Consider the following 26,090-nt stretch of genomic DNA (forward strand, 5'->3'; position numbering starts at 1 on the left):
AAACATGGTTTCCTTTGTAATACAGGAAACCATGTTTTTTGCTTTTTGGCATAGAATCATGGGACAAATCGGCGAAAATACTTCCTAATGGTTAGCGATTTAGTAGGTGTTTCAACGGCTTCTTGCTATAATAGTAAGTAGTAGCAACAAAGGAGTGAGCCGATGGAAGCTGTTTTTTACAGAAATGAGCAAGAAACCCAGATTTCTTACGGGGAAACATTGGCATCGGTCATGAAAGGACAGTCGATCGAGCCGCAGCAGGTGATCATTTTGACGAATCAGCGTTATTATGACCGCTTTTCAGAAAAAGTAACCCGCCTGTTTTTGCCGCGCGAGGTCAATTGGTATATTTGTACCAACCAAATGTATTGCAACAACTTTAGTGAATTTAAGGCCGCGATGGATTTCTTCGGTCGCTTTTCAAAGCAAGAGTCCTTGTTGATCGTCGGGTTTGGGAATGAAGGTGTATTGGCACTGAGCAGTTTTATCCATGCGACTTCGGTCCTATCGACACAGCTTTGGTTGATTCCTGTTTCCTTGCGGGCCTTAGCCAAAAGTGTCAAAGAAACAGCGATCGTTGTGAAAAAGCCAGATATCCCGATGCTGGAAAATCCTAATGCACCACAATTTGTTATTTTCGATCAGACGATTGCCGAAAAGCAAATCGATGGGAAACTTGTCGACTTTTTGACCCTGATCCGTGGTGGCGTGCTTGCCGATAGCGATTTTTTAAAGGAACTTTATCGAACGTACCCCAGTCATCAGGCATTGATGAGACACTCGTTGGCAGCTTATACCAATCAGCTGATCCAATTGTATCAGCAGTCGGGACGCGAATTAGAGGAGTTTGGGCAACTCTTTGCCGATGCTGCTTATCAAACAGAAAATGGTCACTTGCTGTCTGATGCGATGAAATTGTTCTTTGGCTTTTTGTTTCATTTTATTTGGACAGTCCAGCAGCAGCAGTTGACTGTCGATCTGCCAGTATTTTGCCAATGGCTTGCACGATTAGGCTTTCCTATCGAATTGCCCGAGTCTTTTTCCTTAAGCGAATATTTCAGCCGTGTACTAGAATTGCAGCAAAAAGAAAAAAAACTGTTATTTTTGGCAAAAGTTGGTACAATAGGGGGCAGAACGGAAATCGAGGAGAAAGATCTTGTCCAAACGATGGAGACTTATCAGCGATTAATCAATGAGATTCGAGGGGTCTAAATGGAAACTTATAGTGAAAAAATGTTAAAAGCACTAGCCGCAGAAGAGTTGGCTGAAGCACAATTGAATTTTACCGAAGCACTGCAAAAAGATGATGATGAAACACTTGGCGCTTTAGGCGATGAATTACTGCAGATCGGTTTTTTAGAAGAGGCGAAAACGTTATTTGAAACCTTGCAGCAGCGGCATCCTGAAAATGAAGCTTTGCTGCTTCCTTTAGCGGAAATTGCGATGGAAGAAGACCAGATTGAAACAGCCTTCACCTATATCGATCAAATACCACCAACGAGTGAAGCTTATCTGCAAGCCTTGTTATTGAGTGCGGATCTCTATCAACTGATCGGTATTCCGGAAGTCAGCGAAGCCAAATTAAAAGAAGCGCAAAGCCTTGTGCCAGAGGAACCCTTGATTCGTTTTGCCTTAGCTGAGTTAGCTTTTTCAACGGATCGCTATCAAGAAGCTGTTGACCTTTATCAAGGATTGCTGGAAGAAGATATTACGGATATTTCGGGGATTTCGATCGTTGAACGGACCGGAACGTCATTGAGTATGGCAGGTAAGTTTGAAGAGGCGTTGGAATATTTTGAAGCAAGCTTAGAAGACGAACAGACGGACGAGCGTCTCTTTCAAACGGCTTTAGTCTATTTGCAGCTGAAGGAAAATGAACAAGCGATTCGCTACTTGCAGCAGTTGCGGGTCATGAATCCCCAATACCGGGCCTTGTATCTTTATTTGGCTGAAGCATTGCAAGAAGAAGAACAGCTGGAAGAAGCGCAACGTGTGATCGAAGAAGGGATTCATGAAGATCCATATCAAGTGGATTTCTATCATTTTGCTGCCGAGAATGCTTACCGACTTCATGACAGTGAAGCAGCCGAGTCATTTTTACTTAAAGCACTGGAAACTGGTGAAAAAGAAGAGGATACATTACTGACTTTAAGTAATTTATACTTGAATGAAGCGCGTTGGCAAGAAGCGATCTTGGCGATCGAGCGAATGGAAGACAATGAACAGCCTCACGCTTTATGGAATCTAGCGCAAGCCTTCAATGCGTTAGAAGATTTTGACAAAGCAGCAAAATATTACGAAGAAGCCAATGCTGATTTGCACCATGAACCGGCGTTTATGAAGGAATACGGCATTTTCTTACGTGAAGAAGGGCGTTTACCTGAAGCTCTTCATTTGCTACAACATTATTTGGCACACGAACCAGGTGATTTAGAAGTACAGTCGATCGTGGAGGACTTATTAGAAAGATAGGTGAGAGAAATGAACATCAATGTACAAGAAAAGAAAAAGTTTCTTAATTGGTTAGTTTCGACCGTTTCCTTCAGCCGCCGAGAAGTCTCTTGGGTGTTAAACTATCTGGCGAACCATGAAGCGATCTTGGCCAATGTTCATTTTGTAGAAGGGGCAGCCGCAGCCAAACGGGGCTTAAGTGTCCGCAGTACGGAAGTTGGAGGCGAACCCTTTGTCTTGAGTATCGAAGGACAGACCTTTTATGACATTGATCAGATTTTTCACGAGATTCGCATGAATTGGAAACAACCCTTGTATCTTGAATGTCTCTTTCCAGATTCTTGGTCGCAATCCTTTTATTTAGCAGTTTTAGAAGACAATCCTTATGAACGTTGGAACGACCACTTGGATCAAGAAATGACCCAACATGTTACCCAGTACCTTGAAAAAGAAGAAGCAAAAACCAAAATTGATACCTTGTATCGGCAGATCGATCTAGCATTGGAAAATGGGGATCGTGATGCCTTCTTGGAACTTTCCGATGAAGTAAATCGGCACTTGCTCCAACAAAAAGAAGAAAGCCGCTGACAAATAAAAAAGCAGTCCTTTAACCGGGACTGCTTTTTTAGTCTTTATTTTGTTTTAGAGACCGCTGCTTTGCGCTGTAAGAACCGTGACTTAGGTCTTAAGTAGGTAAAGCCTTCGCCTTCGACTTCATGGACATTGATGACAGAAACAAACGCTTGCGGATCAAAGTCATGAACAATGCGCTTGACTTCAGAAATCTCCCGTCCGCTGACCACCATATAAATGATTTGTTTCGATACTCTTGAGTAAGCCCCTTCGCCCTGTAAAAACGTGACACCGCGTTCCAATTCATCCATTAAAACAGGAGCTATCTCTTCGCTATGATTGCTGATCACTAAAATCCCTTTGGCTGAATAGCCGCCGTCTAAGATCGAATCGATCACACGAGTGAAGACATAAGAAAAAATCAAGGTATACATCATGCGGTTCAAATCTATATAGGTCAAAGAAAGCAACAGGACGAACACATCAAAGATCAAAAGCGACCGCCCGATCGTCACCCCAAAGTTTTTCTCTAAAATGCGCGCCAGTACATCGACGCCACCTGTTGTTCCACCGACTTTGTAGACGATCCCACTACCGATCCCTGCAATCAAACCAGCCAAGAGTGCGACGATCAGTAGATCATGCTGTAGATCGATCAACAGGGGAACACTCTGCCAAAATGCCAACCAAAAAGACAAACCAAAGGTTCCTAAAATCGTATACACTAATGAGCGTCGACCAAGAATTTTGCCACCGATCAAAATGATCGGAATATTTAAGATCAATGTACTAATGGCAGGATTGATTCCCCATAAGGCTCGCAGGATCAAGGTGATCCCTGTCACACCGCCTTCTGCTAAGTCATTTGGGATATTTAAATAGACTAGACCGAAGCCATAAATACTCGTACCGAAAATAATCAAAACAATGTCGCGAATCGTTCGCCATGAAAAAAATGCCCGCATCCTGTTTCCTCCGTTATTCAACTTCCACAAGTATCAATGTAGCACGAAATCATTGAATGTACAACAAATCCTGAGGGGGCTCTATCTAGGCAGGCAGCCATTCTTTTGGTAAGATAAACGAGAAAGGGTGAAGAAGATGACAGATAAACGTTCCTTGGCATCGATGCAAGAAGAAGTCGACGCCTATATTCAACAATTTAAAACTGGCTATTTCAGCCCCCTCGCCCAAATGGCTCGTTTGACTGAAGAAGTTGGCGAATTGGCGCGAGAAGTAAATCACTATTACGGGGAAAAAAATAAAAAAAGCGATGAAGTTGAAAAGACCGTGGCAGAAGAACTGGGCGATGTACTCTTTGTGACGATGATCATGGCCAATTCACTAGACATCGACCTGACTGAAGTGTTTGAGGAAAATATGGCAAAATTCAATCAGCGGGATGCGTATCGTTTTGAAAGAAAAGATGGGAAAGTACATGAAGCTGACTAAACTACCAAAAGAATTTGCAGAAGCTGCGCCACTCCTAAAAAAAATCGAAGCCGCGGGCTATGAAGCATACTTTGTTGGCGGCAGCGTGCGGGATACGATTTTAGGCCAGCCGATCCATGATGTCGATATTGCTACCAGTGCGTTTCCAGCCGAAATCAAGGCGCTTTTTCCTCGAACCATTGACATTGGTATCGAGCATGGGACGGTGCTGGTCTTGTGGGAACAGGCGCAATATGAGATTACCACCTTTCGAACCGAAGCCGCCTATCAGGATTATCGCAGACCTGACAAAGTTGATTTTGTCCGTTCCTTGAAAGAAGATCTAAAGCGGCGGGATTTTACCATCAATGCATTGGCACTTCAAGAAGATGGGGTCATCATTGATCTTTTCGATGGTCTGGCAGATATCGACAATCAGATTTTACGAGCAGTGGGTCACCCGCAGGAACGTTTCCATGAGGATGCCCTACGAATGATGCGGGGGCTGCGTTTTGTCAGTCAATTGGGCTTTGTTTTAGAAACAGAAACATTGGCTGCTATCCATGCGAATCATGCCTTGTTGGGGAAAATCTCTGTTGAACGGATCATGATTGAATTCGTGAAATTGCTGTTAGGCAATCATCGGAACCAAGCACTACGAGCACTAGTAGAAACCGAATGCTATATCTATTGCCCAGGCTTACGGGAATACGGTGAGGCGTTACTGCGGATGGCAGACCTGCCAGCGATCCCATTAGAAAACGAAACGACGGCTTGGGTATTGCTCATTGACCAAATCGGTTTAGCTCCTGAGGCAGTCCGCAGCTTTTTAAAAGCTTGGAAATGTTCGAATGACTGCATCCGCCAAGTACAAACGGTCTATCAAGCACTGCTAATGCGTCGAAACGGCGAATGGAACGATCTGCTGTTGTATCAGTTCGGTTTAGAAGCAACCTGTTTAGCTGAAGGATTATTGCGTTATGACAAGCTGCCCAATGATCCTGCAAAAATCAGTCAGCGCTATCAGCAGCTACCGATCCATTCACTGAAGGAGCTGGCGATCAATGGACGTGATTTACTGCAGACAGTTGATCGTTCTTCTGGTCCGTGGCTCAAAGAAGTCTTGGCCGCTGCCGAAGCTGCAGTCATCACACGAAAAATCCCTAATGAAAAAGAAGCACTATTGGCGTTTGCCCAAGCATATTTAGCGAAGGAGGGATAACTGAAGAATGGAAAGCAAAAAAGACTTTCTCGTTGACCTTCAAGACACTGCGGCTGTTTTGGGTTCTGGCGGTTTAGCGGTTTTAGCAACCCCTCGACTAGTCGCAATGGTGGAAAACACCTGTTGGGAAGCACTTGAGCCTACTTTAGATAAAGGGTTTACCACCGTCGGTACAAAGTTTTCGATCGATCATTTGAAACCTTCACCAGTCGGAGCGACAATCACAGTTCTTATACAATGGGAAAAAGAACAAGGATTCCAGTTTGATTATCAGGTGACCGATGGGGCGCAACAACTCATTGCTAAAGGGACTCATCAACGAGCGGCGGTGGAAATCTCTCGGTTTATGAAAAAAGTCAACGAAAACCAAAGTTAATTTGTGTCCCAGTAGCGACTATGTGTTAGAATTAAAATGTATTATTAATAAAAAGGAGCGTTTTGTCATGGCTAGAGAAATGAAAGCTTTAAAATTTTATTTCCGTAATGGAGAAACATGGACGATCGAGCGCCGTTACATCGGTGACTTATGGATCAAACAAATCACGACCAGTTTTGGCCGTATCCACGGAAGCGAATTCGTTGAGATTCATCCATGTGCTGGGTTCAAAATTGAAATCTTTCAAGAAGGCGATCATGTGGCAACACATGACATCAACTTAGGCGGACTTGAATTAGGGATGTTTGCTCGTGCGTTGAAATATGAAGATATTGAACGGATGGAAATTCTTTACCGTAACGGTACACCGGATCTTGTTTATTTCCCATACAAGGACAAAGATACGGAAGGATTGGATAATGTATACCAATCAACAAAAATCAGTGAAAAAACGAAGAGTCTGTATATCGTGATCGACCCAAATCAAACGGTTGATGATGTTTATCAAGAACATTTCGAAGAATAAGAAAAACGCAGAACCAGTTGGTTCTGCGTTTTTTTTTAGAATGTTTCTTGGAACATATCCGTATACTTTTTTAATAAAAGATAATCTTCGGCATATTCATCCTTTAAAACGATTGTATCGCCAAAGAAACTCTTACGAGCATGTTGAATGATCCGATGCTGAATATCTTTTTCCAGAAGGTAATCGATCTCAGACTGTTTCAGGTTTTGTGCAGCAGTCGCCCGATTCTTTTCTAAATATTGCAGCAAATCGTACTCAAGGTGTCCCGCACCATTGATGACTCGTTTGTATTCGATTTTGTCAATTTTCATCTGCTCACACTCCTTGCTATTAAAGTACCTTAGAAAGAAGTAAAGGGGGAGATGGGGGCCTCGAAATTACATAAATCTTTAAAAAATGGATCGTTTGTTAATGTTATCTTAAGATTTGTCATCGAAAAGGAAAGAAAAACGAGTCAAGTGCCAGTATTTTTTGAACCATCAGCAAACGGTTCTTTTTCTTTTTGCTGATGGACAGGTCCTATGTTGGCGATCCCATCTAGACCACCAGCGTGACCACCGACTAATTTGCTGCGTGCAATGGCACGAGCGCCTTCCATTCGGCTTGTGGCATGAACGATCGAAGTGAAGCCGTATTTCTCACGAATCTTATCGATGATCAAATCTAATTTACGCTGGCGTAATTGCGTTTCTGCTTGCTCAAAAAGATCCAGCTGGACATTTTCTGTATAAACCAATTTTGAATAGGTGATACCGATGTGGCGAACGACTTGCCCGGTATAAAATTTTCGAAAGAGAAATAGGCAATGAGCAACAAGCTTACGTGTATTGTCAGTTGGCGGGATTTTCATTTGTCGGGAAAAGCCAGAGGCAGTTTCACCAAAGGCTACGCCGATGTAAACATTGATACAAGCGGTCTGACAATGATGGCGGCGAATTCGAGCGGCAACTTGCTCTGCCATTTCCTTGATGACGATCTCGATTTCTTCTTGTAAATAATAATTGCGATGTAGGACCTGACTATTGCCGTAGCTTTTTTCCATGACCTGCGGTGTCGGTTCGGCTAAAATGGTGCGGTCAATGCCGTGAGCGTGATGGTAGAGCTGCTCACCAATGATTCCCATGCGACTGCGCAAAAGATCAGGACTGGCATGAGCCAATTGTTCAATAGATTCAATCCCCATCAAGTGAAGTCGTTTTTCTGTGCGTCGACCGATTCCCCAAAACTCAGTCATGGGGCTGATTTGCCAAACTTTTGTCGGGACATCTTCGTAGGTCCATTCGGCAATCAAGGAACGGTTGTGTTTGGATTCGTTATCTAAAGCTAGTTTTGCTAACAAAGGATTGTCACCAATACCGATGGTGACATACAATTTCGTTGTTTCGTAAATGTCTTTTTGAATTTGCTGGGCAATCAGCCAACGTTTTTCTTCGCGAGAAATCGTGTTATCAGGAATGAAAAGATCCAGTGTACGGGTCAGATCCATCATCGTTTCGTCGATTGAATAGAGCAGCAAATCATCTTGTCCAACATATTTGCGAAAGACATCATTGACTTTGGTGTTTTCTTTGATATAAAAACTCATACGTGGCGATGCTTTGTACAAATCGGGATGCGTCGGCAGATTGTCATTGCGGGTCACATTTGAAATTCCTAAAGCCGATTTTGCCTTTGGGGAAGCCGCTAAGATTAAGCCGTTTCCAGTATTGTCAGAATGAGACATGACGACCAGCATCGCTTGGATAGGGTCTAAACCGCGCGAGATGCATTCGACAGAAGCATAAAAACTTTTGACATCGATAAATAAGATATCGCGTTTTGGCTCGAGCGCATAATTAAAACCACCCATTTTTATCACTCCTTACCGAGATTATACGAACGTTTGTTCTTTTTTGTCAAGCGAACAGGAGCGGATGGGTGGATTTGTTTTTTTATAGAGAGATTATTTTTGGCTTATAATGATGGGAAACGTTGTTTTATAAGGGATACATTCATTTCAGGTTATCAGAATCCGATTGGACATAAAAACGTGATTTTGTCTTTTTACCCGAAGGTGTGATTAAAAAAACAGCCGATCCATTGGACCGACTGTCGTAGCTTAAATCAATTTTCGGCAGGTAGCATTGCAAACAAACTTAAGAGATTGCCGTCTATATCTTTGACGATGGCATAGCGTTGCCCCCAAAAGGCACACCAAGGTTCTTTGAAAGACTGATACCCGGCAGCTACGACTTTTGCATGAAGGGCATCAACCTCTTCAGGGGAATCACATAAAAAGGCTAATTCAATTGTGTCACCAACAGTCATTGGTGCATGTCCGTAGATCCCGGCAACCATCTGGCGGCTATTCAAAGAGATGCGAACCCCGTCGTTTGCTAATTCCATATAATCTTCTGAGTGCTGACCTAATGGCGTGAAGCCAAGTACTTGATAAAAAGCCAGTGCCTGTTCCATGTTTTTTGTGATAATACCAACCATATCTAGTTTCATTGTTTTCTTCCTTTCTTGTGGGAATTCTTTCCATAACAGTCAATGCAGTTGCTAGCAATGAAGATTACCTCGTTTCTGTCAGACGGTAATGGTGCAACCGTTCAGCCAACGTACCAGTATGTAGTTCAAACAAATGGTTGTCATCGTCGTAAAAGTAAATGGAAGCACCTTCGCCTTTGATACGAGAACGATCTTTTTCGATCTTCAATCCTAGTCCTTGGATGCGCGTAATCAAGGAATCGATTTGAGTTTGATCGATTTTAAAGGCAATATGGTTATACGTTTTCGGCAGCTTCTGGGAGGCATCCTCCATAACAGCAAGCCATAAGCCATCGATCAAAAAGAATTTTTCTGGGAAGTAAGAATGGGGCTGGTCTCGGCTATCATAAATTTCCTCTGCTTCAAACAATGTTTCCAGCATCGTTGTCGTCTTTGCTAAATTCTGTACGATCAACGTGATATGGGAAATCTCCATCGCATCAACACTCCTTCGTTATGACGAAATAGGGGGAAGAGAAAAAATTAGTATCAAAATAAGCATTATGTTAGTGATTGTAAAATACCAATAGGAAGAGCAGAACATAAAACAGTGCATCAGTTGTGCAAGGAATAACTTTCTTCTTGTATTTTGTCCAAAAGAAGACATTTATTAAGAAGAGGATAATCACTGTCGGTAAGCTAAAGGTCCAAGCAGGGTGTTTAATGAAAATGAAAAGCATATTTCCAATAAGAGCAAAAAGAAAAGCGCCATAAAACAGACGATAGTTACTAGGTAGATACGTAAAATTGCCAAGCATGGGTTCACCTCCTATAGGCAGTATAGCATGAAAGGATCGACTGGCACTCAAAGTATATTGAAAGGACAGCTAGAAGAAAAAGCTAGTTCATGTTCTATGTGCCGCCTTTGTTGAACATTAGTTTCTTTTTTACATTATACATTAAAATTTATTTATACGTCGCTTCAAAGAAAAAGTTGGCTCAAAAGTTCAAAGCAAATAAGTGAAAATAGGGGAGTGGTTGTGTAAATAGGGAAATAAAAATGCAGCAGCTATCATTGCAAAATGTCTGAAAAAAAAGAAGTTCGCAAACGCCTTGGTTATCAGCGTTTGCGAACTTCTTAAATAGTATTATTTTGTTTCGCGGTGTAAAGTAACTTTTCTTTCACGTGGGCAATATTTTTTCTTTTCCAAACGATCAGGATTGTTACGTTTGTTTTTGTTTGATAAGTAGTTGCGTTCTTTACAAGAAGTGCACTCTAATGTGATGTTTACGCGCATGATTTTCCCCCCTAACGATACAAGAATCCTCTAAGAAATCTCTCAGACTAAAATATAATAGCATGTTTTGTGCGGGAATGCTAGCTTTTTCCTGAAATTTGTTAAGTAGTTTTACTTGACGAATTACTTGAAACGCATTAGTCCAATTTGCTCTGGATATCTTCGATCATTTTGGTATAGGCGATAGGACCGTTGTAGAGCCAGCTTGATTCAGGACCGAATTCCCATAAATGATTGTTTTTGACTGCATCAAGATTTTGCCAGACTTGTTCGCTGAAAAAATCAGCGCCTTTATCACTATTCACTAAAATCAAGTAATCGGCATCCAATTCTGCCAATTTTTCCAGAGAAACGGCAGACCAGTCAGCAGTGGCACTTTCACTGATTTCTGAAACAAGCGAGGGAACTTCAAAACCGAGTTCGTGATACAGCAGTTGACCACTTGATTTTGTTTCTGAAACCATGAAGACAGAATTATTGACCACCCATAAAACAGCAATTGACTTGCCTTGGATTTGATCAGCGTACGTTTCCTTGGTAGTAGCGACTAAGTCATCATAATCAGCTTCTACTTGGGCAGCTTCCTCTTCTTTGTGTAAGACCTTTGCGATATCTGTCAGACGTTCACGCCAGGTTACTTCCTCGCCATTTGTGACCACATAGGTCGGCGCGATCTTACTGTACTGATCATATTTGTCGCCTTCCACCATGGAATTGCTATCCATCAGCAGCAGGTCTGGCTCAAAGCTCAAGACATCTTCATAGGGCAGATCATAGTTGATTCTTGGCACATCTGCTAGTTTGTCTTGCAAGTATGCTTGATCACTGTCATTGCCGACTGTCCATTGAGCAACCGGGGTTACCCCTAAAGCGACCAAATAATCTTCCAAGTAACTACCGATCACCCGTTGTGGGTTTTCGGGAACAGTGACTTCATTTCCCATCGCATCGGTAAAGGTTGTTGCTATTTCTGAAGAAGTAGTGGCTGATCCACTGCTATCCGTTGAGTCATTATTCGTACCGCAAGCACCCAGTAGAGTAAGGGAGCAGGCTGCTAGCAGGGTAAGCCAAGTACTTCTTTTTGACCATTGTTTCATAGAAAAACTTCCTCCTTTGTTAAAAGATGAGCACTTATCATTTTAATTGAGAATAATTCTCATTTGCTGATTGCTATTATTACGGAGAAACGCTGATTTGTCAATCTTATTTTTTTATTTCCTTTTTTTAGAACTATTGACGAATAGTAGGATTACATTCATAATTGATAAGCATTATCAATCAATTATTTTGGGGACGAATATGGCGAAATTACGAACAGTTGACTTGAGTGTCGGCTATCAAAAACAAAAAATTGTGCAAAATCTAACAATTGAGATTCCAGAAGGGAAAATCATCGGCTTGATTGGTCCGAACGGCAGTGGAAAATCGACATTTTTAAAGGCACTCGCCCGAATTTTACAGCCTTTGTCTGGTGAGGTCCTATTAGATACACAAAACCTCCAGAACATCAAAACCAAAGAAGTGGCTAAAAAGATTGCGCTGCTTTCACAAGTTAGCGACTCATCGATTGGCTTGACGATTCGCGAAATTGTTTCTTACGGTCGTTTTCCCTATCAAAAAGGACTGAATAGTCTATCGGAACAAGATCTTGCAGCGATCGACTGGTCTTTGCAGGCAACTGGTTTGACGGCACTGGCAGAAGAAGTGATCAGTACGCTGTCAGGGGGACAAAAGCAGCGCGTTTGGATCGCCATGGCACTGGCGCAAGATACGGATATCGTGATTTTAGATGAACCAACAACCTTTTTAGATCCTGCGCATCAATTAGAAATTTTGCTCTTATTACAGCAAATCAATAAAACCTATGGGAAAACGATCATTATGTCGATTCATGACCTGAATCATGCGTCACGTTTTTCTGATTATATTTACGCATTAAAAGGTGGAGAGCTTTTGGTTTCCGGTACACCGGAAACGGTGCTGACCAAAGAATGGCTGCAGCGTTTGTTTGAGATCGATGCCGTGTTAGGTACCTTTCCTAATAGTACAAAGCCGCTGGTCTTGACCTATGAGTTAGGAGCGCAGATATGAAAAAGTTTCCTTGGCTGCTGCTGCTTTTTAGTGGCTGCTTTATTATCTGTTTCTTTTTAGCGATCACTCAAGGAGCAGCGGACCTTTCTTTTGAAACGATCTGGGATGCCGTCTTTGCTTTTGATTATGAGAATCAGCTGCATCAAGTCTTGCGCAATATTCGGTTGCCACGTGTTTTGGCTGCTTTTCTAGTAGGAAGTTGTTTTGCTGTTACAGGAGCCATCATGCAGGGGATTACGAGAAATCCCTTGGCAGATGGTGGTCTTTTAGGTGTCAATAGTGGGGCTGCCTTGGGACTAGCGATCGCATTTATCCTCTTTCCTAGTGTGCAACCGAGTCAAGCGGCGCTGTTTTCCTTTTTTGGTGCGTTTGCGGCAACTGGGCTGCTTTTTTTACTGACCAGATACGCCAAACTAGGCATGTCGCCCACGGGACTGATTTTGGCTGGTGTGGCATTAAGTTCTTTTTTCTCAGCCATTAGTCAAACTCTGTCATTGCAATTTGATTTAAACCAAGAGATAGCCTTTTGGTTTATCGGTGGTGCGGCGAATGTGACTTGGCAGCAACTGCGTTTTGTGGGCCCCATCTATCTGATCGCCATCGTTTTTGTGCTACGGCTAGGAAAAGCCCTCAATCTGTTAGCACTAGGAGATGACACCGTCATTTCATTAGGCAAGCACCCGCATCTGATTCGGGCATCTGCCTTACTGTTAGTCGTAGTTTTGGCGGGAATGGCGGTTTCGCTTGTAGGACCGGTCAGCTTTGTCGGCTTAATGGTTCCTCATGTCGTGCGGGGGATGGTGGGCAAAAACTATCAACTGATTTTGCCTTTGACGATCCTTGGAGGGGGAACACTGGTGATGGCCGCTGATCTGGCAGGTCGCTTGATCAATCCCCCTTTTGAGACACCCTTTGGGATACTGATGGCATTGATCGGTGTGCCTTTTCTATTGGTCAAGATACGGAGGGAAGACTGATGAAAAAAACACTCTTTGTTTTTTTTCTACTGGTGATGGCCGCTTTTTTAGGAAGTGTCATGGTGGGAAAAACAATCTTAACCTTTCAGACATTAGGGGCAATCTTTCAAGGTACGGCTTCTTCGAGTCAGGTACTGACGTTTACTGAGTTTCGACTACCACGGGCTTGTCTGGCGCTGATCGCCGGCGGTGCCTTTGGTTTTTCTGGTTTTGTCTTGCAGGGGGTGACGAGAAACGAGCTGGCTGATGCAAGTATCGTAGGAATCAACAATGGCGCGGGTCTCTTTGTAATGATCTACTTAGGGGTTTATACCCAAGGATCGCAGCTTTTACCTGTCGTTGGGATCTTCGGTGGCTTGTTGGCTGCTGTACTGGTCTATTTGATTGCCTATAAACACCGCCAATTGTTGTCGATGGAGCGAGTGCTGCTTGCGGGAATCGCCGTCAATGCAGGGTTGGCCGCGGCTACTTTACTTTTTACGGTGGAATTATCAAAAGACCGCTATCGCTTTGTAACAGCATGGCTTTCTGGATCTATCTGGGGAACCTCGTGGCAGCAAATTACCAGTCTGCTTCCTTGGGTCATCGTATTGTCTGTCGCAGCTTTCTGGACCGTACCTAAACTTAATCTGCTTGGTTTTGGTGAGGAACAGGCAATTAGCTTAGGGGTTTCTTTGACACGGTTGCGGACGTGGTTTTTAGTGATTGCGGTTGGTTTGGCTGCCAGTACGGTTGGCTATACCGGTAATTTAGCCTTTGTGGGCTTATTGGCGCCTCATATCGCCAAGGGACTCATCGGCAGAGAATCTCGCAGTGCCTTTTTCTTAGCGGGAATGATCGGCAGTCTGCTGGTCTTAGTAAGTGATACGATCGGTCGTTTACTATTGACAAGCGGTGAGATCCCAGCTGGTATCATCAGTTCTATCGTGGGGGCACCGTACTTTGTCTTTTTACTGATCCGGCGTAAAGAAGGATGAGCAGATAGTCATGATCTTGCCAAGAAATCTGCGATTCTAGTTTGCTATTTGGACACAGTTTTTGGTACTATTTCTGAGAGGAGTGATCCAATGGAAAAACCAGTCATTAGAGAGCACATGATCCAAACATTAAAAAAAATGCCGAGCAAACAAAAGCAGCAGAAAGAAACGGTGATTTTGCAGTTGCTGTTTTCTTCTCAGATTTGGCAAACGGCTAAGTCAGTAGGAGTGATCCGTTCGTTGCCATTTGAATTTGATACAGCGGCTATTTTTGCTAAAGGATTTGAACAAAACAAACGAATCGCAGTGCCGAAAGCACAACAAAAAAAATTGCAGTTTTATCATGTGGAGCCGGCAACGCGTTATGAAACGTCGGCATTTGGGGTTGAAGAGCCGATCAGTGAGCAAGAAGCCCATCACTTGGATTTACTCATTGTTCCCGGCTTGGCTTTTTCGAAAAAAGGCTATCGCATCGGCTTTGGCGGCGGCTATTATGATCGTTTCTTGTCAGCTTTTGATGGCAAGACCGTTTCTTTGGTCTTCGGAGAACAATTCAACGATCAATGGACACCAGATGTATTCGACATTCCAATCGATAAAATCTATACGGATTCGCTTATTCGCACGTAAAGGAGCACGTCAATGAATTCTCAAATGAAAAGATGGCTGAATCAGTCTATCTTCACGTATCTATTTTTAGCTATCCAAACTATTGTGTTTATCTTGGGTTATTTTAGTCCCTCTATTCAATCAGGCGGGGTGATGTTTGGTCCGTTTGTCGTCTATTTAAATGAATATTGGCGTTTCGTTACCCCAATCTTTCTGCATTTCGGGTTGGCACATTTTGCAATCAACTCTGTGATTCTCTATTATATGGGGCAACAAGTAGAAGCCATCTATGGTCATAGCCGTTTTTTTGCCTTGTATTTACTAAGCGGCATCATGGGCAATACCATGAGTTTTGCTTTCAACCAAATAGGGGTTCAATCAGCAGGCGCTAGTACTTCATTATTCGGGCTTTTCGGGGCATTTTTGATTTTAGGTTGGCATTTTAGAAATGATTACCGCATCCAAGCAATGGTACGGCAATTTGCCCTATTCGTTGGATTGAACCTGGTTTTTGGGGTGTTTGATCAAACGATTGATATGTGGGGACACATTGGCGGGATCCTCGGTGGGTTATTGTTAGGGAATCTTTTGGCATTGCCAAAGAACTATGGAAAATATTCGATCCACACCAGAATCCTCTCTGGCGGACTCTTTGTTTTCTTATTGGCTATTTTTGTGATATATGGTTTTAAAAAATATTAATTACTTGTATAATAAGCAGGAAGTGGTTAAATGGAAACGTTATATGACGTACAACAATTACTGAAACAATTTGGTGTTTACGTATATGTCGGCAAGCGGATCTACGATATAGAACTGATGCAAATCGAGTTGAAAAACTTTTATGACAGTCGCTTGATAGATCGGGATGTATATCTGACTGCCCGGCGAATTCTTACGCGGGAGCATCGAATTGAAGAAAGCCGGGAGGAAAACAAGTGATGGACAAAAAAATCATCGGAATTGATTTAGGCGGAACAACGGTGAAATTCGCTATTTTAACGAGCGAAGGCGAGATTCAGCAAAAATGGAGTATTGACACCAATATTCTTGATGAAGGCTCACATATCGTGCCAGAAATCGTGGCATCGATCAATCATCGCCTAGAATTATATGGCTTACAGCCGGAAGCATTTATCGGTATTGGTATGGGGACACCAGGAAGTGTCGACCGTGACAAAGGAACCGTCATAGGTGCCTACAATCTGAACTGGAAAACACTTCAGCCAGTCAAAGAACTGATTGAAAAAGGCACAAAAATCCCATTTGCCATCGATAACGATGCCAATGTAGCAGCTTTAGGTGAGCGTTGGAAAGGGGCAGGGGATAACAATCCTGATGTCATCTTTATCACACTAGGTACAGGTGTTGGCGGCGGTATCATCATGGAAGGGCAATTGCTTCATGGGGTTGCTGGTTGTGCCGGAGAAATCGGTCATATCACTGTTGATCCTGAAGGGTTCGAATGTACTTGCGGCAAACGTGGTTGTTTAGAAACGGTTTCTAGTGCGACGGGTGTTGTGCGAGTTGCTCGACAGTTGGCAGAAGAATATGCTGGCGACTCGGCATTGAAACAACAGCTGGACAATGGGGAAGATGTTTCAAGTAAAGATATTTTTGAAGCGGCTCAAGCAAACGATTCATTTGGCTTGATGGTCGTTGATAAAGTGTGCTTCTACCTTGGGTTGGCATGCGGAAACCTAGGAAACACATTAAATCCATCAAGTATCGTTTTAGGTGGAGGCGTATCGGCAGCCGGTGAATTTTTACGTGAACGGGTTGCTGCCTACTTTGCTCAATTTACCTTCCCACAGGTAACGGAAAGTACTGAAATCAAATTGGCCGAACTTGGGAATGATGCCGGTGTGATTGGGGCAGCATCATTAGCTTTGCAGTTTGCAGCAAAAGCATAGATGACAAGCTGCTAGGCAAGGATAGATTAAAGCAGCATAAATCAAAAAAGAATGTTTGTTACAATAGAGAGGAATAGAAGAAATGACACCAATTATGTGGCTAAACTTGGTTTTGGCATTAATAATCTTAGCAATCGCTTTGAACTGGGCGTATTTTCAAATTATGGGACGCCGTTCAGCAACGATCATCTCAGAAGATGAATTTAAAGCAGGAATGAAGAAAGCCCAAGTGATCGACGTTCGGGAAAAAAATGAATTTGACAGTGGGCATATTTTAGGGGCGCGTAATATTCCCTTTACTGTTTTAACCAATTCCTTCAGCGCATTTCGTAAAGATCAACCGATCTACTTATATGACACGCGTAAATCGTTGAGTATTCGCGCAGCAAATAAATTACGAAAAGAAGGCTTTACCAATGTCTATATCCTAAAAGAAGGTTATGAAGGCTGGAGTGGCAAGACGAAAAAGAAAAATAGTTTATAAAAGAGAGAACTTAAGGCAAAAGAACACAAGCAAATTTGAATGAGCGACGAAACACCAAACGGAGTGTTTCAAGTAAGTCATTGTTCAATTTACATTGTGGACTTTTGCCTTTATTTATAGAACTTAGGTCTATCGATAAGGAGAGTGTGCGTTGATCAAGCGAAAAAGAATTTATGAAGTGGCGGAAACGACAGATGGCTATCGGGTATTGGTGGATCGCATCTGGCCTAGAGGAATGAAAAAGGAGGCAGCCCAGATCGATCTATGGCTCAAAGCAGTCGCACCAAGTACTGAATTGCGCAAATGGTTTGGGCATGATCCTGAACGTTTTGATGCGTTTAAAGGCCGCTATCTACAAGAATTAGAGAAAGCGCCAGCTAAAGATGCCTTGGCACGGTTAAAAGCGTTGGTTGCTGAACAACAGACCGTGACCTTACTTTACGGAGCGAAAAATGAAGAACAAAATCAAGCCGTGATTTTGCAGGACTTACTGGAGAAGGCAGAATGATTACCTAAAAGAGCCGCCAGCCTATTGAAGGCTGACGGCTCTTTTGTAGCAAATGATTAGCGGGCAACGCTTTTACGCATCGCGCGTTTCCGTTTTTCATCATGATCTGCTTGTTGTTCGTCAATTGGATCAATCACTTGTTTCTTGACCGTCATAACAACACTTGCAGCTGCAGCAACCGTTGCGACTGTTCCTACTAAAAATCCTGAAAGAAATCGTTTCATCATTAAACACCTCGCCTTTAGTTATAGGTTCATTATGAATGAAAACGGAAAAAATATCAAAAAAAATCACTTTTGGGATTGAAAACGCTTGAAATAATTTAGTAAATAATTTACAATAAGTTTACTAAAAAGAAAGTGGGAGTGAGAAAAATGGAGCAATTGCAACAGATATTTATTGATAAATTTGGAACAGCAGGCACAGGCATGTATTTTGCGCCAGGGAGAATCAACTTGATCGGTGAACACACAGATTACAATGGCGGTTATGTTTTCCCGGCGGCAATCACATTAGGCACGTATGCAGTAGCACGAAAACGTGAAGACCAGTTGATCCAACTCTATTCAGAGAATTTTCCAGAAAAAGGCGTGATCTCCTTTCAGTTAGATGAACTAGATTACCGAAAAGAAGATGATTGGACAAACTATCCGAAAGGGGTCGTTCGTTTCCTAAAAGAAGCGGGGCAAGGGATCGATCGTGGCTTTGACATCGCTTTTTATGGCAACATTCCGAATGGCGCAGGTCTTTCTTCTTCTGCATCGATTGAATTGCTGACGGGGGTTTGTCTAAAAGATCTCTTTGATTTAACTTTGAAGACCTTGGACTTAGTTAAAATCGGCAAAAAAGTCGAAAATGAGTTTATTGGCGTTAACTCAGGGATCATGGATCAATTTGCGATCGGAATGGGTCAAAAAGACCATGCATTGCTTTTAGATACGAACACTTTAAATTATGAAGTCGTACCAGCGGCATTTGGTGATTATGTCGTAGCGATCATGAATACCAATAAGCGCCGCGAATTGGCTGATTCTAAATACAATGAACGACGTGCAGAATGTGAAGAAGCATTAGCTCGTTTGCAAAAATCATTAGCCGTTGATTCATTGGGTGCATTAGACGAAGCAACCTTTTTTGCAAATACAGCATTGATCGATGATCCACGCTTGATCAAACGGGCGAAACATGCAGTGACGGAAAACCAACGGACATTAAAAGCAAAAGCCGCTTTGACTGCTGGTGATCTTGAAGAATTCGGCCAGTTGTTAAATGCTTCGCATGCTTCATTGCGGGATGATTATGAAGTGACAGGGCGTGAACTAGATACATTAGTCGCAGCTGCTCAAGCGCATCCTGCTGTTTTAGGTGCGCGGATGACTGGTGCGGGCTTTGGCGGCTGCGGGATCGCATTGGTCAAAGCAAGTGAATGGGCTGATTTTGAAGCGTCCGTCAAAGCAACCTATTTAGCAGAAATCGGCTACGCAACCGACATTTATCAAGCAAGTATTGATGATGGTGCACGAAAACTGTAGAATAAGAAATGATGAAGGAATTTAGAAAGAAGGCTGAAAATATGGCGATTTTAGTATTAGGAGGAGCCGGCTATATCGGTTCTCATGCAGTCGATCAATTGATCGGACAAGGAAAACAAGTCGTTGTCGTTGACAATTTGCTGACAGGACATCGCCAAGCGATCCATCCAGCAGCAACCTTTTATGAAGGGGATATTCGCGACAAAGCATTTTTACAATCGGTTTTTGAAAAAGAAACGATCGATGGCGTGATTCACTTTGCTGCTAGCTCTTTGGTGGGTGAATCCGTAGAAAAACCATTGAAATATTTCAACAATAATGTGTATGGGATGCAGGTCCTCTTAGAAGTGATGAAGGAACATCAAGTGAAACATATTGTCTTTTCTTCTACAGCAGCAACCTATGGGGAACCTGATCATAGTCCAATCACGGAAGAAACCCCAACAAATCCTAAAAATCCTTATGGCGAAAGCAAGTTGATCATGGAAAAAATGATGCGTTGGTGCGATGAAGCCTATGGTATGAAGTATGTCGCATTGCGTTATTTCAATGTGGCTGGCGCGAAGTCGGATGCTTCGATCGGTGAAGACCATGATCCAGAAACACACTTAGTACCGATCATCTTACAAGCTGCTTTAGGACAACGAAAAGAAGTCGCGATTTTTGGGGAGGATTACGATACTCCAGATGGGACTTGTGTTCGTGATTATGTCCATGTCGAAGATCTGATCGCTGCTCACCTGTTGGCATTAGAATATTTACAAAAAGGCAATGAGAGCAATGTCTTCAATTTAGGCAGCAATCATGGGTACTCTGTGAAAGAAATGGTGGAAGCGGCCCGCAATGTAACGAAAAAAGAGATCCCAGCCAGAGTGGCGCCTCGCCGTGCCGGTGATCCAAGTACCTTAGTGGCATCGAGTGAAAAAGCACGAAAGGTTTTAGGCTGGAAACCAGTCTATACCGACGTCGAAGCAATCATCGAGACTGCTTGGAATTGGCATGTCAGCCATCCAAATGGGTATCAAGGGCAGGAGGAATAACCAATGACGATCAGCCAAACAATCAGCGATTTCGTCACTTTAGCAATCAAGGCTGGCGGCTGGATGGAAATGGATCGTATTTATTTGCAAAACCGAGTACTAGCTATGATCGGGGAAGCTGTTTTTGAGCCCAGCGAAATTCGTTCTGTTGCTCGTTCCTCGATTGAAATGATGGACGAACTGGTGGCATGTGCATTGAGCAATCAGCAAATTGGCGATTCTCACGCAGAAAGAGAAATCTTTGAAGCCCAGTTGATGGACTTTTTGACGCCACCACCTTCAGTAGTCAATGCTTTTTTTGCGCAACATTATGCCAATGATCCTAAAGAAGCGACGGATTATTTCTTTGAGCTGTGCCGTCAAAATGATTACATCAAGACTCGGGCCATCGCTAAAAATATCGTCTTTCCTGTTGATACGGAGTATGGGGAGATCGAGATCACGATCAATTTATCAAAACCTGAAAAAGATCCGAAGCAAATTGCCCAAGAAGGTACCGCTGCTTCTGTAGATTATCCGAAATGTATGTTGTGTTTGGAAAATGAAGGCTACCAAGGAAGGGTCAATTACCCAGCGCGGACCAATCATCGGATCATTCGTATGAATTTGGATAATGAAGCGTGGGGCTTCCAATATTCTCCTTACGCCTATTACAATGAGCATTCGATTTTTCTTTCTTTAGACCATCGGCCTATGAAAATCAATTTGCAAACCTTCGCTCGCTTGTTGCAGATCATTGAAGTGATGCCGCATTATTTTGTCGGGTCCAATGCCGATCTGCCGATCGTTGGGGGTTCGATCTTGTCCCATGACCATTACCAAGGAGGGCGGCATACGTTTGCCATGGCAAAAGCGCCAATCGAACAACACTTTTCTTTGACTGGGTTTCCTGATGTAGCTGCGGGGATCGTGAAGTGGCCAATGTCGGTGATACGATTACAAGCGAAAAACAAACAAAAATTAGCCGCCGCTTGCCAATATGTGTTAGCCCAATGGCAACAGTACTCAGATCCAAGTGTTTCGATCCTTGCTTTTTCAGAAGATGGGACGGCTCATCATACAGTGACACCGATCGCCCGCAAGCAAGGAGAGCTGTTTGAAATGGACTTAGTCTTGCGGGATAATAATGTTTCCAAAGAACATCCTGACGGCATTTTTCATCCACATCAAGAAGTGCAGCATATCAAAAAAGAAAATATCGGATTGATTGAAGTCATGGGTTTGGCAGTTCTCCCACCGCGTTTAGCTCCGGAACTAGAAGAAGTGACTGCTTATCTATTGGATCAGCCCAATCAGATCGCGGCTTACCATATACCGTGGGCAGATGCGATCAAAGCCCAGCACCCAGAATGCAATGCCGAAAACGTGTCGCAGATTTTGCGCAATGCATTAGGAGAAGTCTTTACACAAGTATTGACGCATGCAGGCGTCTTTAAACGAGACCAGACAGGGCAAGCGGCCTTTGCTCGCTTTATAGCTACTTTATAAAAAAGTTCCCCGCAAAAAAAGGAGGCTGGAAGATGGCAACGATTAAAGATATTGCACAACAGGCTGGCGTCTCGCCAGCCACTGTATCACGGGTGCTGAATTACGATTCAGAATTATCGGTCAGTTCTGAAACCAAAGAGAAAATTTTTAAAGCCGCAGAAGCACTCAATTACACAAAACATAAAAAAAAGAGTCAGCCAGAAACCAGTAGTATGCGCTTGATCCAATGGTTTGATACCGAGGAAGAATTAGCGGATCTTTACTATTTAGCGATCCGTATCGGGATTGAAAACAAAACCGAAGAATTAGGGATCCGTTTGCTGAAAGAACCCTATGAAGGATTGTCTGATACCGCCGTCGATGGAACGATCGCGCTAGGGAAATTCGATGATCACCAGATTCGTCAATTGAAAAAAAGCCAATCCAATTTGTTGATGGTCGATTTTGACGCATTGGCCCAGGGCGTCAATTCTCTGGTGGTGGACTTTCAACAAGCGGTCGATTTAGTGATCGATGACTTTATTGCAAAAGGCCACCAAAGGATCGGCTTGTTATCAGGCGTTGAGTTTACCAAGGACCATCACCAAGAAATCGATGACCCTCGGCGCCGGATTTTTGAGGAACGGCTTCGTCGGTTGAAGTTGCACCACCCGCAATATCATCTCAGCGCACCGTTTACAGTAGAGGGCGGTTATGAGGCGATGAAAGAGTATTTGCAGCAAAACAAAGAGTTGCCAAGTGCCTTATTTGCTTCCAGTGATGCCTTAGCGATTGGCGCTATGCGTGCTTTGCAAGAAAAAAACATCAAGATTCCAGATAAGATCGTAATTATCGGCTTCAATGATGTCAGTGTCGCAAAGTACGTCTTTCCGACTCTGTCAACCATCAAAGTTCATACGGAATGGCTGGGGGAGCTGGCAGTGACGACCTTGCTGGATATCATTACGAATGCAGCACCCGTTCCTCGAAAAGTTACGATCGCAACGGAGCTGATTACGCGCCAATCTTCTTAGCAACCAGTTGAATCATCGGAGGATACCGTTACACACGTCAACTGAGTTTTAATGAAATAACAAAAAAATGAATATCGCCTTACCCGAACCTTTAAACAGCCCCGCTGGTTTGCAACTGCAGCCGTGCTTGCTTTTTTCAAAGGTTCGGGTATTGTTGTCCTATTGCTTTTTTTCTAAACGCAGGCATCTTTTTGGAGACTTGGTTGGGCATTTGATTAGAATATGGTAGAATATGAGAGAGTTTTTTGAATGGGGAGAAGATAGATGAAAACATTAGCGATTGATACCTCAAACCAGACACTGGCGGTTGCGGTGGTCGATGGTCAAGAAGTGTTGGGACAAAGCCAGACGATGGCGATCAAAAACCACAGCACAGCATTGATGCCTGCCATTGATGGATTGATGCAGGCGGTGGGGATGGCCCCTAAAGAGCTGGAGCAAATCGTTGTTGCGAAAGGTCCTGGCTCGTATACGGGTTTGCGCATCGGTGTCACAACAGCAAAAACGCTGGCACAAACATTGAACATCCCGCTGATTGGTGTTTCTAGTTTGAAAGCAGTCGCTGCCAATTGCGTGGGCGTATCGCAAGTGATCGTCCCGTTGTTTGACGCTCGCCGTCAAAATGTCTACGCAGGTGCCTACCAATGGCATAATGGTACCTTAGAAACAAGGATCAAAGACCAGCATATCTCACTGTCTGAGTTATTGACCCAGCTAAAAGCAGTTGATGGTCAAGAAGTGCTATTTGTCGGCGCCGATACCGTCAAATTTAAAGACATGATCGAGGCGGAACTGCCGACAGCCCATATCAATCAAGTGTCGTTTTGGAATTACCCGAATGGCGTTGTTTTAGCTGCTATTGCGAAAGAAGAAGCGCCGGTGGCTTCGATCCATGATTTTGTACCGGACTATTTAAAATTAGTTGAAGCCGAAGAAAAATGGTTAGCCTCGCATGAACCGGGAGTGGATGCCTATGTTGAAAAAATTTAAAACGATGACGGGAAAGTTGGCTCTTTTCCGTCAGATTCAATATCCAGAGCGTAAAAAAGAGATACGAGGGGAAACGTATGTTGTTCGTGAATTAGTCGGTGATGACATTAAAGAGCTGCTGCAGGTGGAGCGTCTCGTGTATGCTGGGGAACTGCCTTGGACCAAGAGCGCCTTTTTGTCAGAACTTTATTCACGGGTCAAACATCTTTATTTGGGCATCTTGCATAATGAACGGATGATTGGGTTTATCGGGGTGCGGATTTTAGGCGCTGATGCCCATATCACTAATATCGCGATCATTCCTGATTATCAAGGAAAAGGGATCGGTTCTTTCTTGATAGGAGAGATGGAACGTTATGCAAGGAAAAACAAATGCGACCGTTTGACATTAGAAGTTCGCCTGGGCAATCGTGATGCGCAACGTTTGTATCGGACCCTCGGGTTTGTTTCACAGGCGATCAAAACGGCGTATTACACTGAAGGCAATGAAGACGCATTGGATATGGTGAAATTTTTAAATGACTAACGAACAAGCAGAACAAACGATCCCGACACCGCAAATGCTCTGGTCATTGGCGGATCAGAGCTATCCCTTTGGCTCGCCTTGGAATCTGCAGCAATTTCAGCAAGATTTGCAAAACAGCAACAGTCGCTATTTGTTTCGTTATGGAAAAACCAACCAAGAGCTGATTGGGTTTCTCTGTTTTCAGCAAGTGCTGGATGAAGCAGAGCTGTTTAATGTAGCGGTTTTACCAGCATATCAAGGGCATGGTTTGGCGAAAGAATTGTTGAAACAAATGGAATCGCTCGTGGAACAAACCGATGGTCGGCGGATCTATCTTGAAGTACGTGTGTCGAATTTACAAGCACAGGCCCTTTATTTGCGCATGGGCTATACGGTCATCGGTCGTAGAAAAAAATATTACAGTCATCCTGAAGAGGATGCGTTGATTATGGAAAAGAAAGTAGGCGGAAAAAAATCAAATGAATGAATTGATTTTAGCCATTGAAAGCAGTTGTGATGAAACCAGTGTGGCAGTGATTAAAAACGGCGACACCATTTTAAGTAACATTGTTGCTTCGCAGATCAAGAGCCACCAGCGCTTCGGCGGTGTCGTACCAGAAGTCGCTAGTCGTCACCATGTCGAACAGATTACTTTGTGCATCGACGAAGCATTGACCCAAGCCAACACACAACCAGAAGAATTATCAGCCGTGGCCGTCACCTATGGTCCAGGGTTGGTTGGGGCACTGTTGATTGGGCTTTCTGCAGCGAAAGCCTTTGCGTGGGCCCACAGCTTACCGCTGATTCCGGTCAATCACATGGCAGGACATATTTATGCAGCTCGCCTAGTGAAGCCATTGGTTTTTCCTTTAATGGCATTATTGGTCAGCGGCGGTCACACCGAATTGGTGTATATGGCAGAAGATGGCTCTTTTGAGATCATCGGAGAAACGAGAGATGATGCCGCTGGTGAAGCCTATGACAAAGTTGGTCGAGTTCTCGGTTTGCCTTATCCTAGTGGGAAAGAAATTGATCGCCTTGCACATCTAGGTAGTGATACGTATCACTTTCCTCGAGCAATGATGCAAGAAGATAATTTTGATTTTAGTTTCAGTGGCTTGAAGAGTTCCTTTATCAACTTTGTGCATAATGCACAGCAAAGAGAGGAAGCATTGTCAGTAGAAAATCTAGCAGCCAGTTTTCAAGCCAGCGTAGTCGAAGTATTGGTTCACAAAACAGTGCGGGCATGCCAAGCCTATCCGGTAAAACAACTGATCGTCGCTGGCGGGGTCGCCGCGAATCAAGGCTTGCGTGACGCTTTACAAAAAGCAATGCAGGAATTGCCGGAGGTAGAACTGTTGATTCCACCGTTGCGCCTTTGCGGAGATAATGCGGCCATGATTGGTGCCTATGCCCATGTTGCGTTGAAAAAGCAGCACCTAGCAGACCTTTCATTGAATGCTGATCCAAGTGTCAGCTTTGCCCATAGGATTTCTTAAGATGATTGCACCTAAGATCCGTTCTTAGGTGTTTTTTTTGTTTCATTTATGAGCAAACAGAAGATATAGTTGTATTATATTTCATTATTTGATATTCTGATGTATATTTATTAATTAT

General features: G+C 43.3%; 32 protein-coding genes. 24 read left to right on the plus strand and 8 right to left on the minus strand.

Features of this window, described 5'->3' with window-relative positions; translation table 11 throughout:
- Positions 1–162 precede the first annotated feature (162 nt).
- From IGI94_RS05345 to IGI94_RS05355, 3 genes are read left to right on the plus strand one after another with little or no spacing between them, the layout of a single operon-like run.
- Positions 163–1,212: a hypothetical protein gene (locus IGI94_RS05345; RefSeq protein ID WP_008381049.1), complete on the plus strand. Its 1,050-nt coding sequence runs from the start codon at positions 163–165 to the stop codon at positions 1,210–1,212.
- Positions 1,213–2,472, plus strand: a complete 1,260-nt coding sequence (locus tag IGI94_RS05350) for a tetratricopeptide repeat protein (protein ID WP_061053910.1) — start codon at positions 1,213–1,215, stop codon at positions 2,470–2,472. It abuts the gene before it with no gap.
- 9 nt (positions 2,473–2,481) lie between these two features.
- Positions 2,482–3,039 (plus strand): YpiB family protein, encoded by a 558-nt coding sequence (locus IGI94_RS05355; protein ID WP_008381051.1) that lies wholly within the window; start codon positions 2,482–2,484, stop codon positions 3,037–3,039.
- Between the two features lie 44 nt (positions 3,040–3,083).
- On the opposite strand, the gene IGI94_RS05360 is transcribed toward IGI94_RS05355, so the two are convergent.
- Positions 3,084–3,989 carry a YitT family protein gene (locus tag IGI94_RS05360; RefSeq protein ID WP_005237068.1) on the minus strand — a complete coding sequence of 302 codons (906 nt, stop codon included), beginning with the start codon at positions 3,987–3,989 and terminating at the stop codon, positions 3,084–3,086.
- Between the two features lie 136 nt (positions 3,990–4,125).
- Here IGI94_RS05360 and IGI94_RS05365 point away from each other — a divergent pair, with 136 nt between their 5' ends.
- From IGI94_RS05365 to IGI94_RS05380, 4 genes are all read left to right on the plus strand, one after another.
- Complete coding sequence (locus tag IGI94_RS05365; protein WP_008381054.1) at positions 4,126–4,476, plus strand: nucleotide pyrophosphohydrolase; 351 nt, start codon at positions 4,126–4,128, stop codon at positions 4,474–4,476.
- On the plus strand, positions 4,463–5,677 hold the full coding sequence (locus IGI94_RS05370; RefSeq protein ID WP_086299632.1) for a CCA tRNA nucleotidyltransferase: 1,215 nt from the start codon (positions 4,463–4,465) through the stop codon (positions 5,675–5,677). The genes IGI94_RS05365 and IGI94_RS05370 overlap by 14 nt, the downstream gene beginning before the upstream one ends.
- A 7-nt stretch (positions 5,678–5,684) precedes the next feature.
- Complete coding sequence (locus IGI94_RS05375) at positions 5,685–6,053, plus strand: thioesterase family protein (RefSeq protein ID WP_008381059.1); 369 nt, start codon at positions 5,685–5,687, stop codon at positions 6,051–6,053.
- 67 nt (positions 6,054–6,120) lie between these two features.
- Positions 6,121–6,579 carry a hypothetical protein gene (locus IGI94_RS05380; protein WP_008381061.1) on the plus strand — a complete coding sequence of 153 codons (459 nt, stop codon included), beginning with the start codon at positions 6,121–6,123 and terminating at the stop codon, positions 6,577–6,579.
- Positions 6,580–6,614: 35 nt separating this feature from the next.
- Here IGI94_RS05380 and IGI94_RS05385 read toward each other — a convergent pair whose 3' ends face one another.
- From IGI94_RS05385 to IGI94_RS05410, 6 genes are all read right to left on the minus strand, one after another.
- Positions 6,615–6,890: a hypothetical protein gene (locus IGI94_RS05385; RefSeq protein ID WP_008381063.1), complete on the minus strand. Its 276-nt coding sequence runs from the start codon at positions 6,888–6,890 to the stop codon at positions 6,615–6,617.
- 143 nt (positions 6,891–7,033) lie between these two features.
- Positions 7,034–8,428, minus strand: a complete 1,395-nt coding sequence (locus IGI94_RS05390) for a Y-family DNA polymerase (protein ID WP_016613094.1) — start codon at positions 8,426–8,428, stop codon at positions 7,034–7,036.
- A gap of 254 nt (positions 8,429–8,682) precedes the next feature.
- Positions 8,683–9,069: a VOC family protein gene (locus IGI94_RS05395; RefSeq protein ID WP_061053912.1), complete on the minus strand. Its 387-nt coding sequence runs from the start codon at positions 9,067–9,069 to the stop codon at positions 8,683–8,685.
- A 64-nt stretch (positions 9,070–9,133) separates the two neighbouring features.
- On the minus strand, positions 9,134–9,544 hold the full coding sequence (fosX, locus tag IGI94_RS05400; RefSeq protein ID WP_008381069.1) for a FosX/FosE/FosI family fosfomycin resistance hydrolase: 411 nt from the start codon (positions 9,542–9,544) through the stop codon (positions 9,134–9,136).
- Positions 9,545–10,196: 652 nt separating this feature from the next.
- Positions 10,197–10,346, minus strand: coding sequence for a 50S ribosomal protein L33 (gene rpmG / locus IGI94_RS05405; RefSeq protein ID WP_005229384.1), 150 nt, complete (start codon positions 10,344–10,346; stop codon positions 10,197–10,199).
- A 137-nt stretch (positions 10,347–10,483) separates the two neighbouring features.
- Entirely contained in the window at positions 10,484–11,443 is a 960-nt protein-coding gene (locus IGI94_RS05410; RefSeq protein WP_016621235.1) for an ABC transporter substrate-binding protein, read from the minus strand.
- Between the two features lie 202 nt (positions 11,444–11,645).
- Here IGI94_RS05410 and IGI94_RS05415 point away from each other — a divergent pair, with 202 nt between their 5' ends.
- The 9 genes from IGI94_RS05415 to IGI94_RS05455 all read left to right on the plus strand — a co-directional run bounded on the left by IGI94_RS05415 (position 11,646) and on the right by IGI94_RS05455 (position 17,905).
- Positions 11,646–12,437 (plus strand): ABC transporter ATP-binding protein, encoded by a 792-nt coding sequence (locus IGI94_RS05415; protein ID WP_061053916.1) that lies wholly within the window; start codon positions 11,646–11,648, stop codon positions 12,435–12,437.
- Complete coding sequence (locus IGI94_RS05420) at positions 12,434–13,414, plus strand: FecCD family ABC transporter permease (RefSeq protein ID WP_086332200.1); 981 nt, start codon at positions 12,434–12,436, stop codon at positions 13,412–13,414. The genes IGI94_RS05415 and IGI94_RS05420 overlap by 4 nt, the downstream gene beginning before the upstream one ends.
- Positions 13,414–14,391 carry a FecCD family ABC transporter permease gene (locus IGI94_RS05425; protein WP_438899519.1) on the plus strand — a complete coding sequence of 326 codons (978 nt, stop codon included), beginning with the start codon at positions 13,414–13,416 and terminating at the stop codon, positions 14,389–14,391. Before IGI94_RS05420 ends, IGI94_RS05425 begins: the two co-directional genes overlap by 1 nt.
- A 90-nt stretch (positions 14,392–14,481) precedes the next feature.
- A complete protein-coding gene (locus tag IGI94_RS05430; RefSeq protein ID WP_086299630.1) occupies positions 14,482–15,021 on the plus strand; it encodes a 5-formyltetrahydrofolate cyclo-ligase in 540 nt (179 codons plus the stop codon).
- Between the two features lie 12 nt (positions 15,022–15,033).
- Positions 15,034–15,702, plus strand: a complete 669-nt coding sequence (locus IGI94_RS05435) for a rhomboid family intramembrane serine protease (RefSeq protein WP_086332201.1) — start codon at positions 15,034–15,036, stop codon at positions 15,700–15,702.
- Between the two features lie 30 nt (positions 15,703–15,732).
- Positions 15,733–15,942 (plus strand): YqgQ family protein, encoded by a 210-nt coding sequence (locus IGI94_RS05440; protein ID WP_005229394.1) that lies wholly within the window; start codon positions 15,733–15,735, stop codon positions 15,940–15,942.
- Positions 15,942–16,913: an ROK family glucokinase gene (locus tag IGI94_RS05445; RefSeq protein WP_008381084.1), complete on the plus strand. Its 972-nt coding sequence runs from the start codon at positions 15,942–15,944 to the stop codon at positions 16,911–16,913. Before IGI94_RS05440 ends, IGI94_RS05445 begins: the two co-directional genes overlap by 1 nt.
- An 82-nt stretch (positions 16,914–16,995) precedes the next feature.
- Positions 16,996–17,397 carry a rhodanese-like domain-containing protein gene (locus tag IGI94_RS05450; protein ID WP_016613157.1) on the plus strand — a complete coding sequence of 134 codons (402 nt, stop codon included), beginning with the start codon at positions 16,996–16,998 and terminating at the stop codon, positions 17,395–17,397.
- Positions 17,398–17,548: 151 nt separating this feature from the next.
- Entirely contained in the window at positions 17,549–17,905 is a 357-nt protein-coding gene (locus IGI94_RS05455; RefSeq protein ID WP_016613158.1) for a DUF488 domain-containing protein, read from the plus strand.
- A gap of 56 nt (positions 17,906–17,961) precedes the next feature.
- Here the strand turns inward: IGI94_RS05455 and IGI94_RS05460 are convergent, their stop codons facing one another.
- A complete protein-coding gene (locus tag IGI94_RS05460) occupies positions 17,962–18,129 on the minus strand; it encodes a DUF3042 family protein (RefSeq protein ID WP_017144401.1) in 168 nt (55 codons plus the stop codon).
- 150 nt (positions 18,130–18,279) lie between these two features.
- Between IGI94_RS05460 and IGI94_RS05465 the strand changes: the two genes are divergently transcribed.
- The 8 genes from IGI94_RS05465 to tsaD all read left to right on the plus strand — a co-directional run bounded on the left by IGI94_RS05465 (position 18,280) and on the right by tsaD (position 25,972).
- Positions 18,280–19,437, plus strand: coding sequence for a galactokinase (locus IGI94_RS05465; RefSeq protein WP_008381089.1), 1,158 nt, complete (start codon positions 18,280–18,282; stop codon positions 19,435–19,437).
- Between the two features lie 41 nt (positions 19,438–19,478).
- On the plus strand, positions 19,479–20,477 hold the full coding sequence (gene galE / locus IGI94_RS05470) for a UDP-glucose 4-epimerase GalE (RefSeq protein ID WP_081118772.1): 999 nt from the start codon (positions 19,479–19,481) through the stop codon (positions 20,475–20,477).
- A 3-nt stretch (positions 20,478–20,480) separates the two neighbouring features.
- Positions 20,481–21,965, plus strand: a complete 1,485-nt coding sequence (gene galT / locus IGI94_RS05475) for a UDP-glucose--hexose-1-phosphate uridylyltransferase (RefSeq protein WP_086332202.1) — start codon at positions 20,481–20,483, stop codon at positions 21,963–21,965.
- A gap of 32 nt (positions 21,966–21,997) precedes the next feature.
- Entirely contained in the window at positions 21,998–22,978 is a 981-nt protein-coding gene (locus IGI94_RS05480; RefSeq protein ID WP_438899520.1) for a LacI family DNA-binding transcriptional regulator, read from the plus strand.
- A gap of 264 nt (positions 22,979–23,242) precedes the next feature.
- Complete coding sequence (gene tsaB, locus IGI94_RS05485; protein ID WP_005237009.1) at positions 23,243–23,968, plus strand: tRNA (adenosine(37)-N6)-threonylcarbamoyltransferase complex dimerization subunit type 1 TsaB; 726 nt, start codon at positions 23,243–23,245, stop codon at positions 23,966–23,968.
- A complete protein-coding gene (gene rimI, locus IGI94_RS05490) occupies positions 23,952–24,494 on the plus strand; it encodes a ribosomal protein S18-alanine N-acetyltransferase (protein WP_008381099.1) in 543 nt (180 codons plus the stop codon). Before tsaB ends, rimI (IGI94_RS05490) begins: the two co-directional genes overlap by 17 nt.
- Entirely contained in the window at positions 24,487–24,960 is a 474-nt protein-coding gene (rimI, locus tag IGI94_RS05495; RefSeq protein WP_086316999.1) for a ribosomal protein S18-alanine N-acetyltransferase, read from the plus strand. The genes rimI (IGI94_RS05490) and rimI (IGI94_RS05495) overlap by 8 nt, the downstream gene beginning before the upstream one ends.
- On the plus strand, positions 24,953–25,972 hold the full coding sequence (gene tsaD, locus IGI94_RS05500; protein WP_016621244.1) for a tRNA (adenosine(37)-N6)-threonylcarbamoyltransferase complex transferase subunit TsaD: 1,020 nt from the start codon (positions 24,953–24,955) through the stop codon (positions 25,970–25,972). The genes rimI (IGI94_RS05495) and tsaD overlap by 8 nt, the downstream gene beginning before the upstream one ends.
- Positions 25,973–26,090 lie beyond the last annotated feature (118 nt).

Origin of the sequence: Enterococcus sp. AZ149, assembly GCF_051714285.1 — a bacterium.
GTDB lineage: Bacteria > Bacillota > Bacilli > Lactobacillales > Enterococcaceae > Enterococcus_D > Enterococcus_D entomosocium.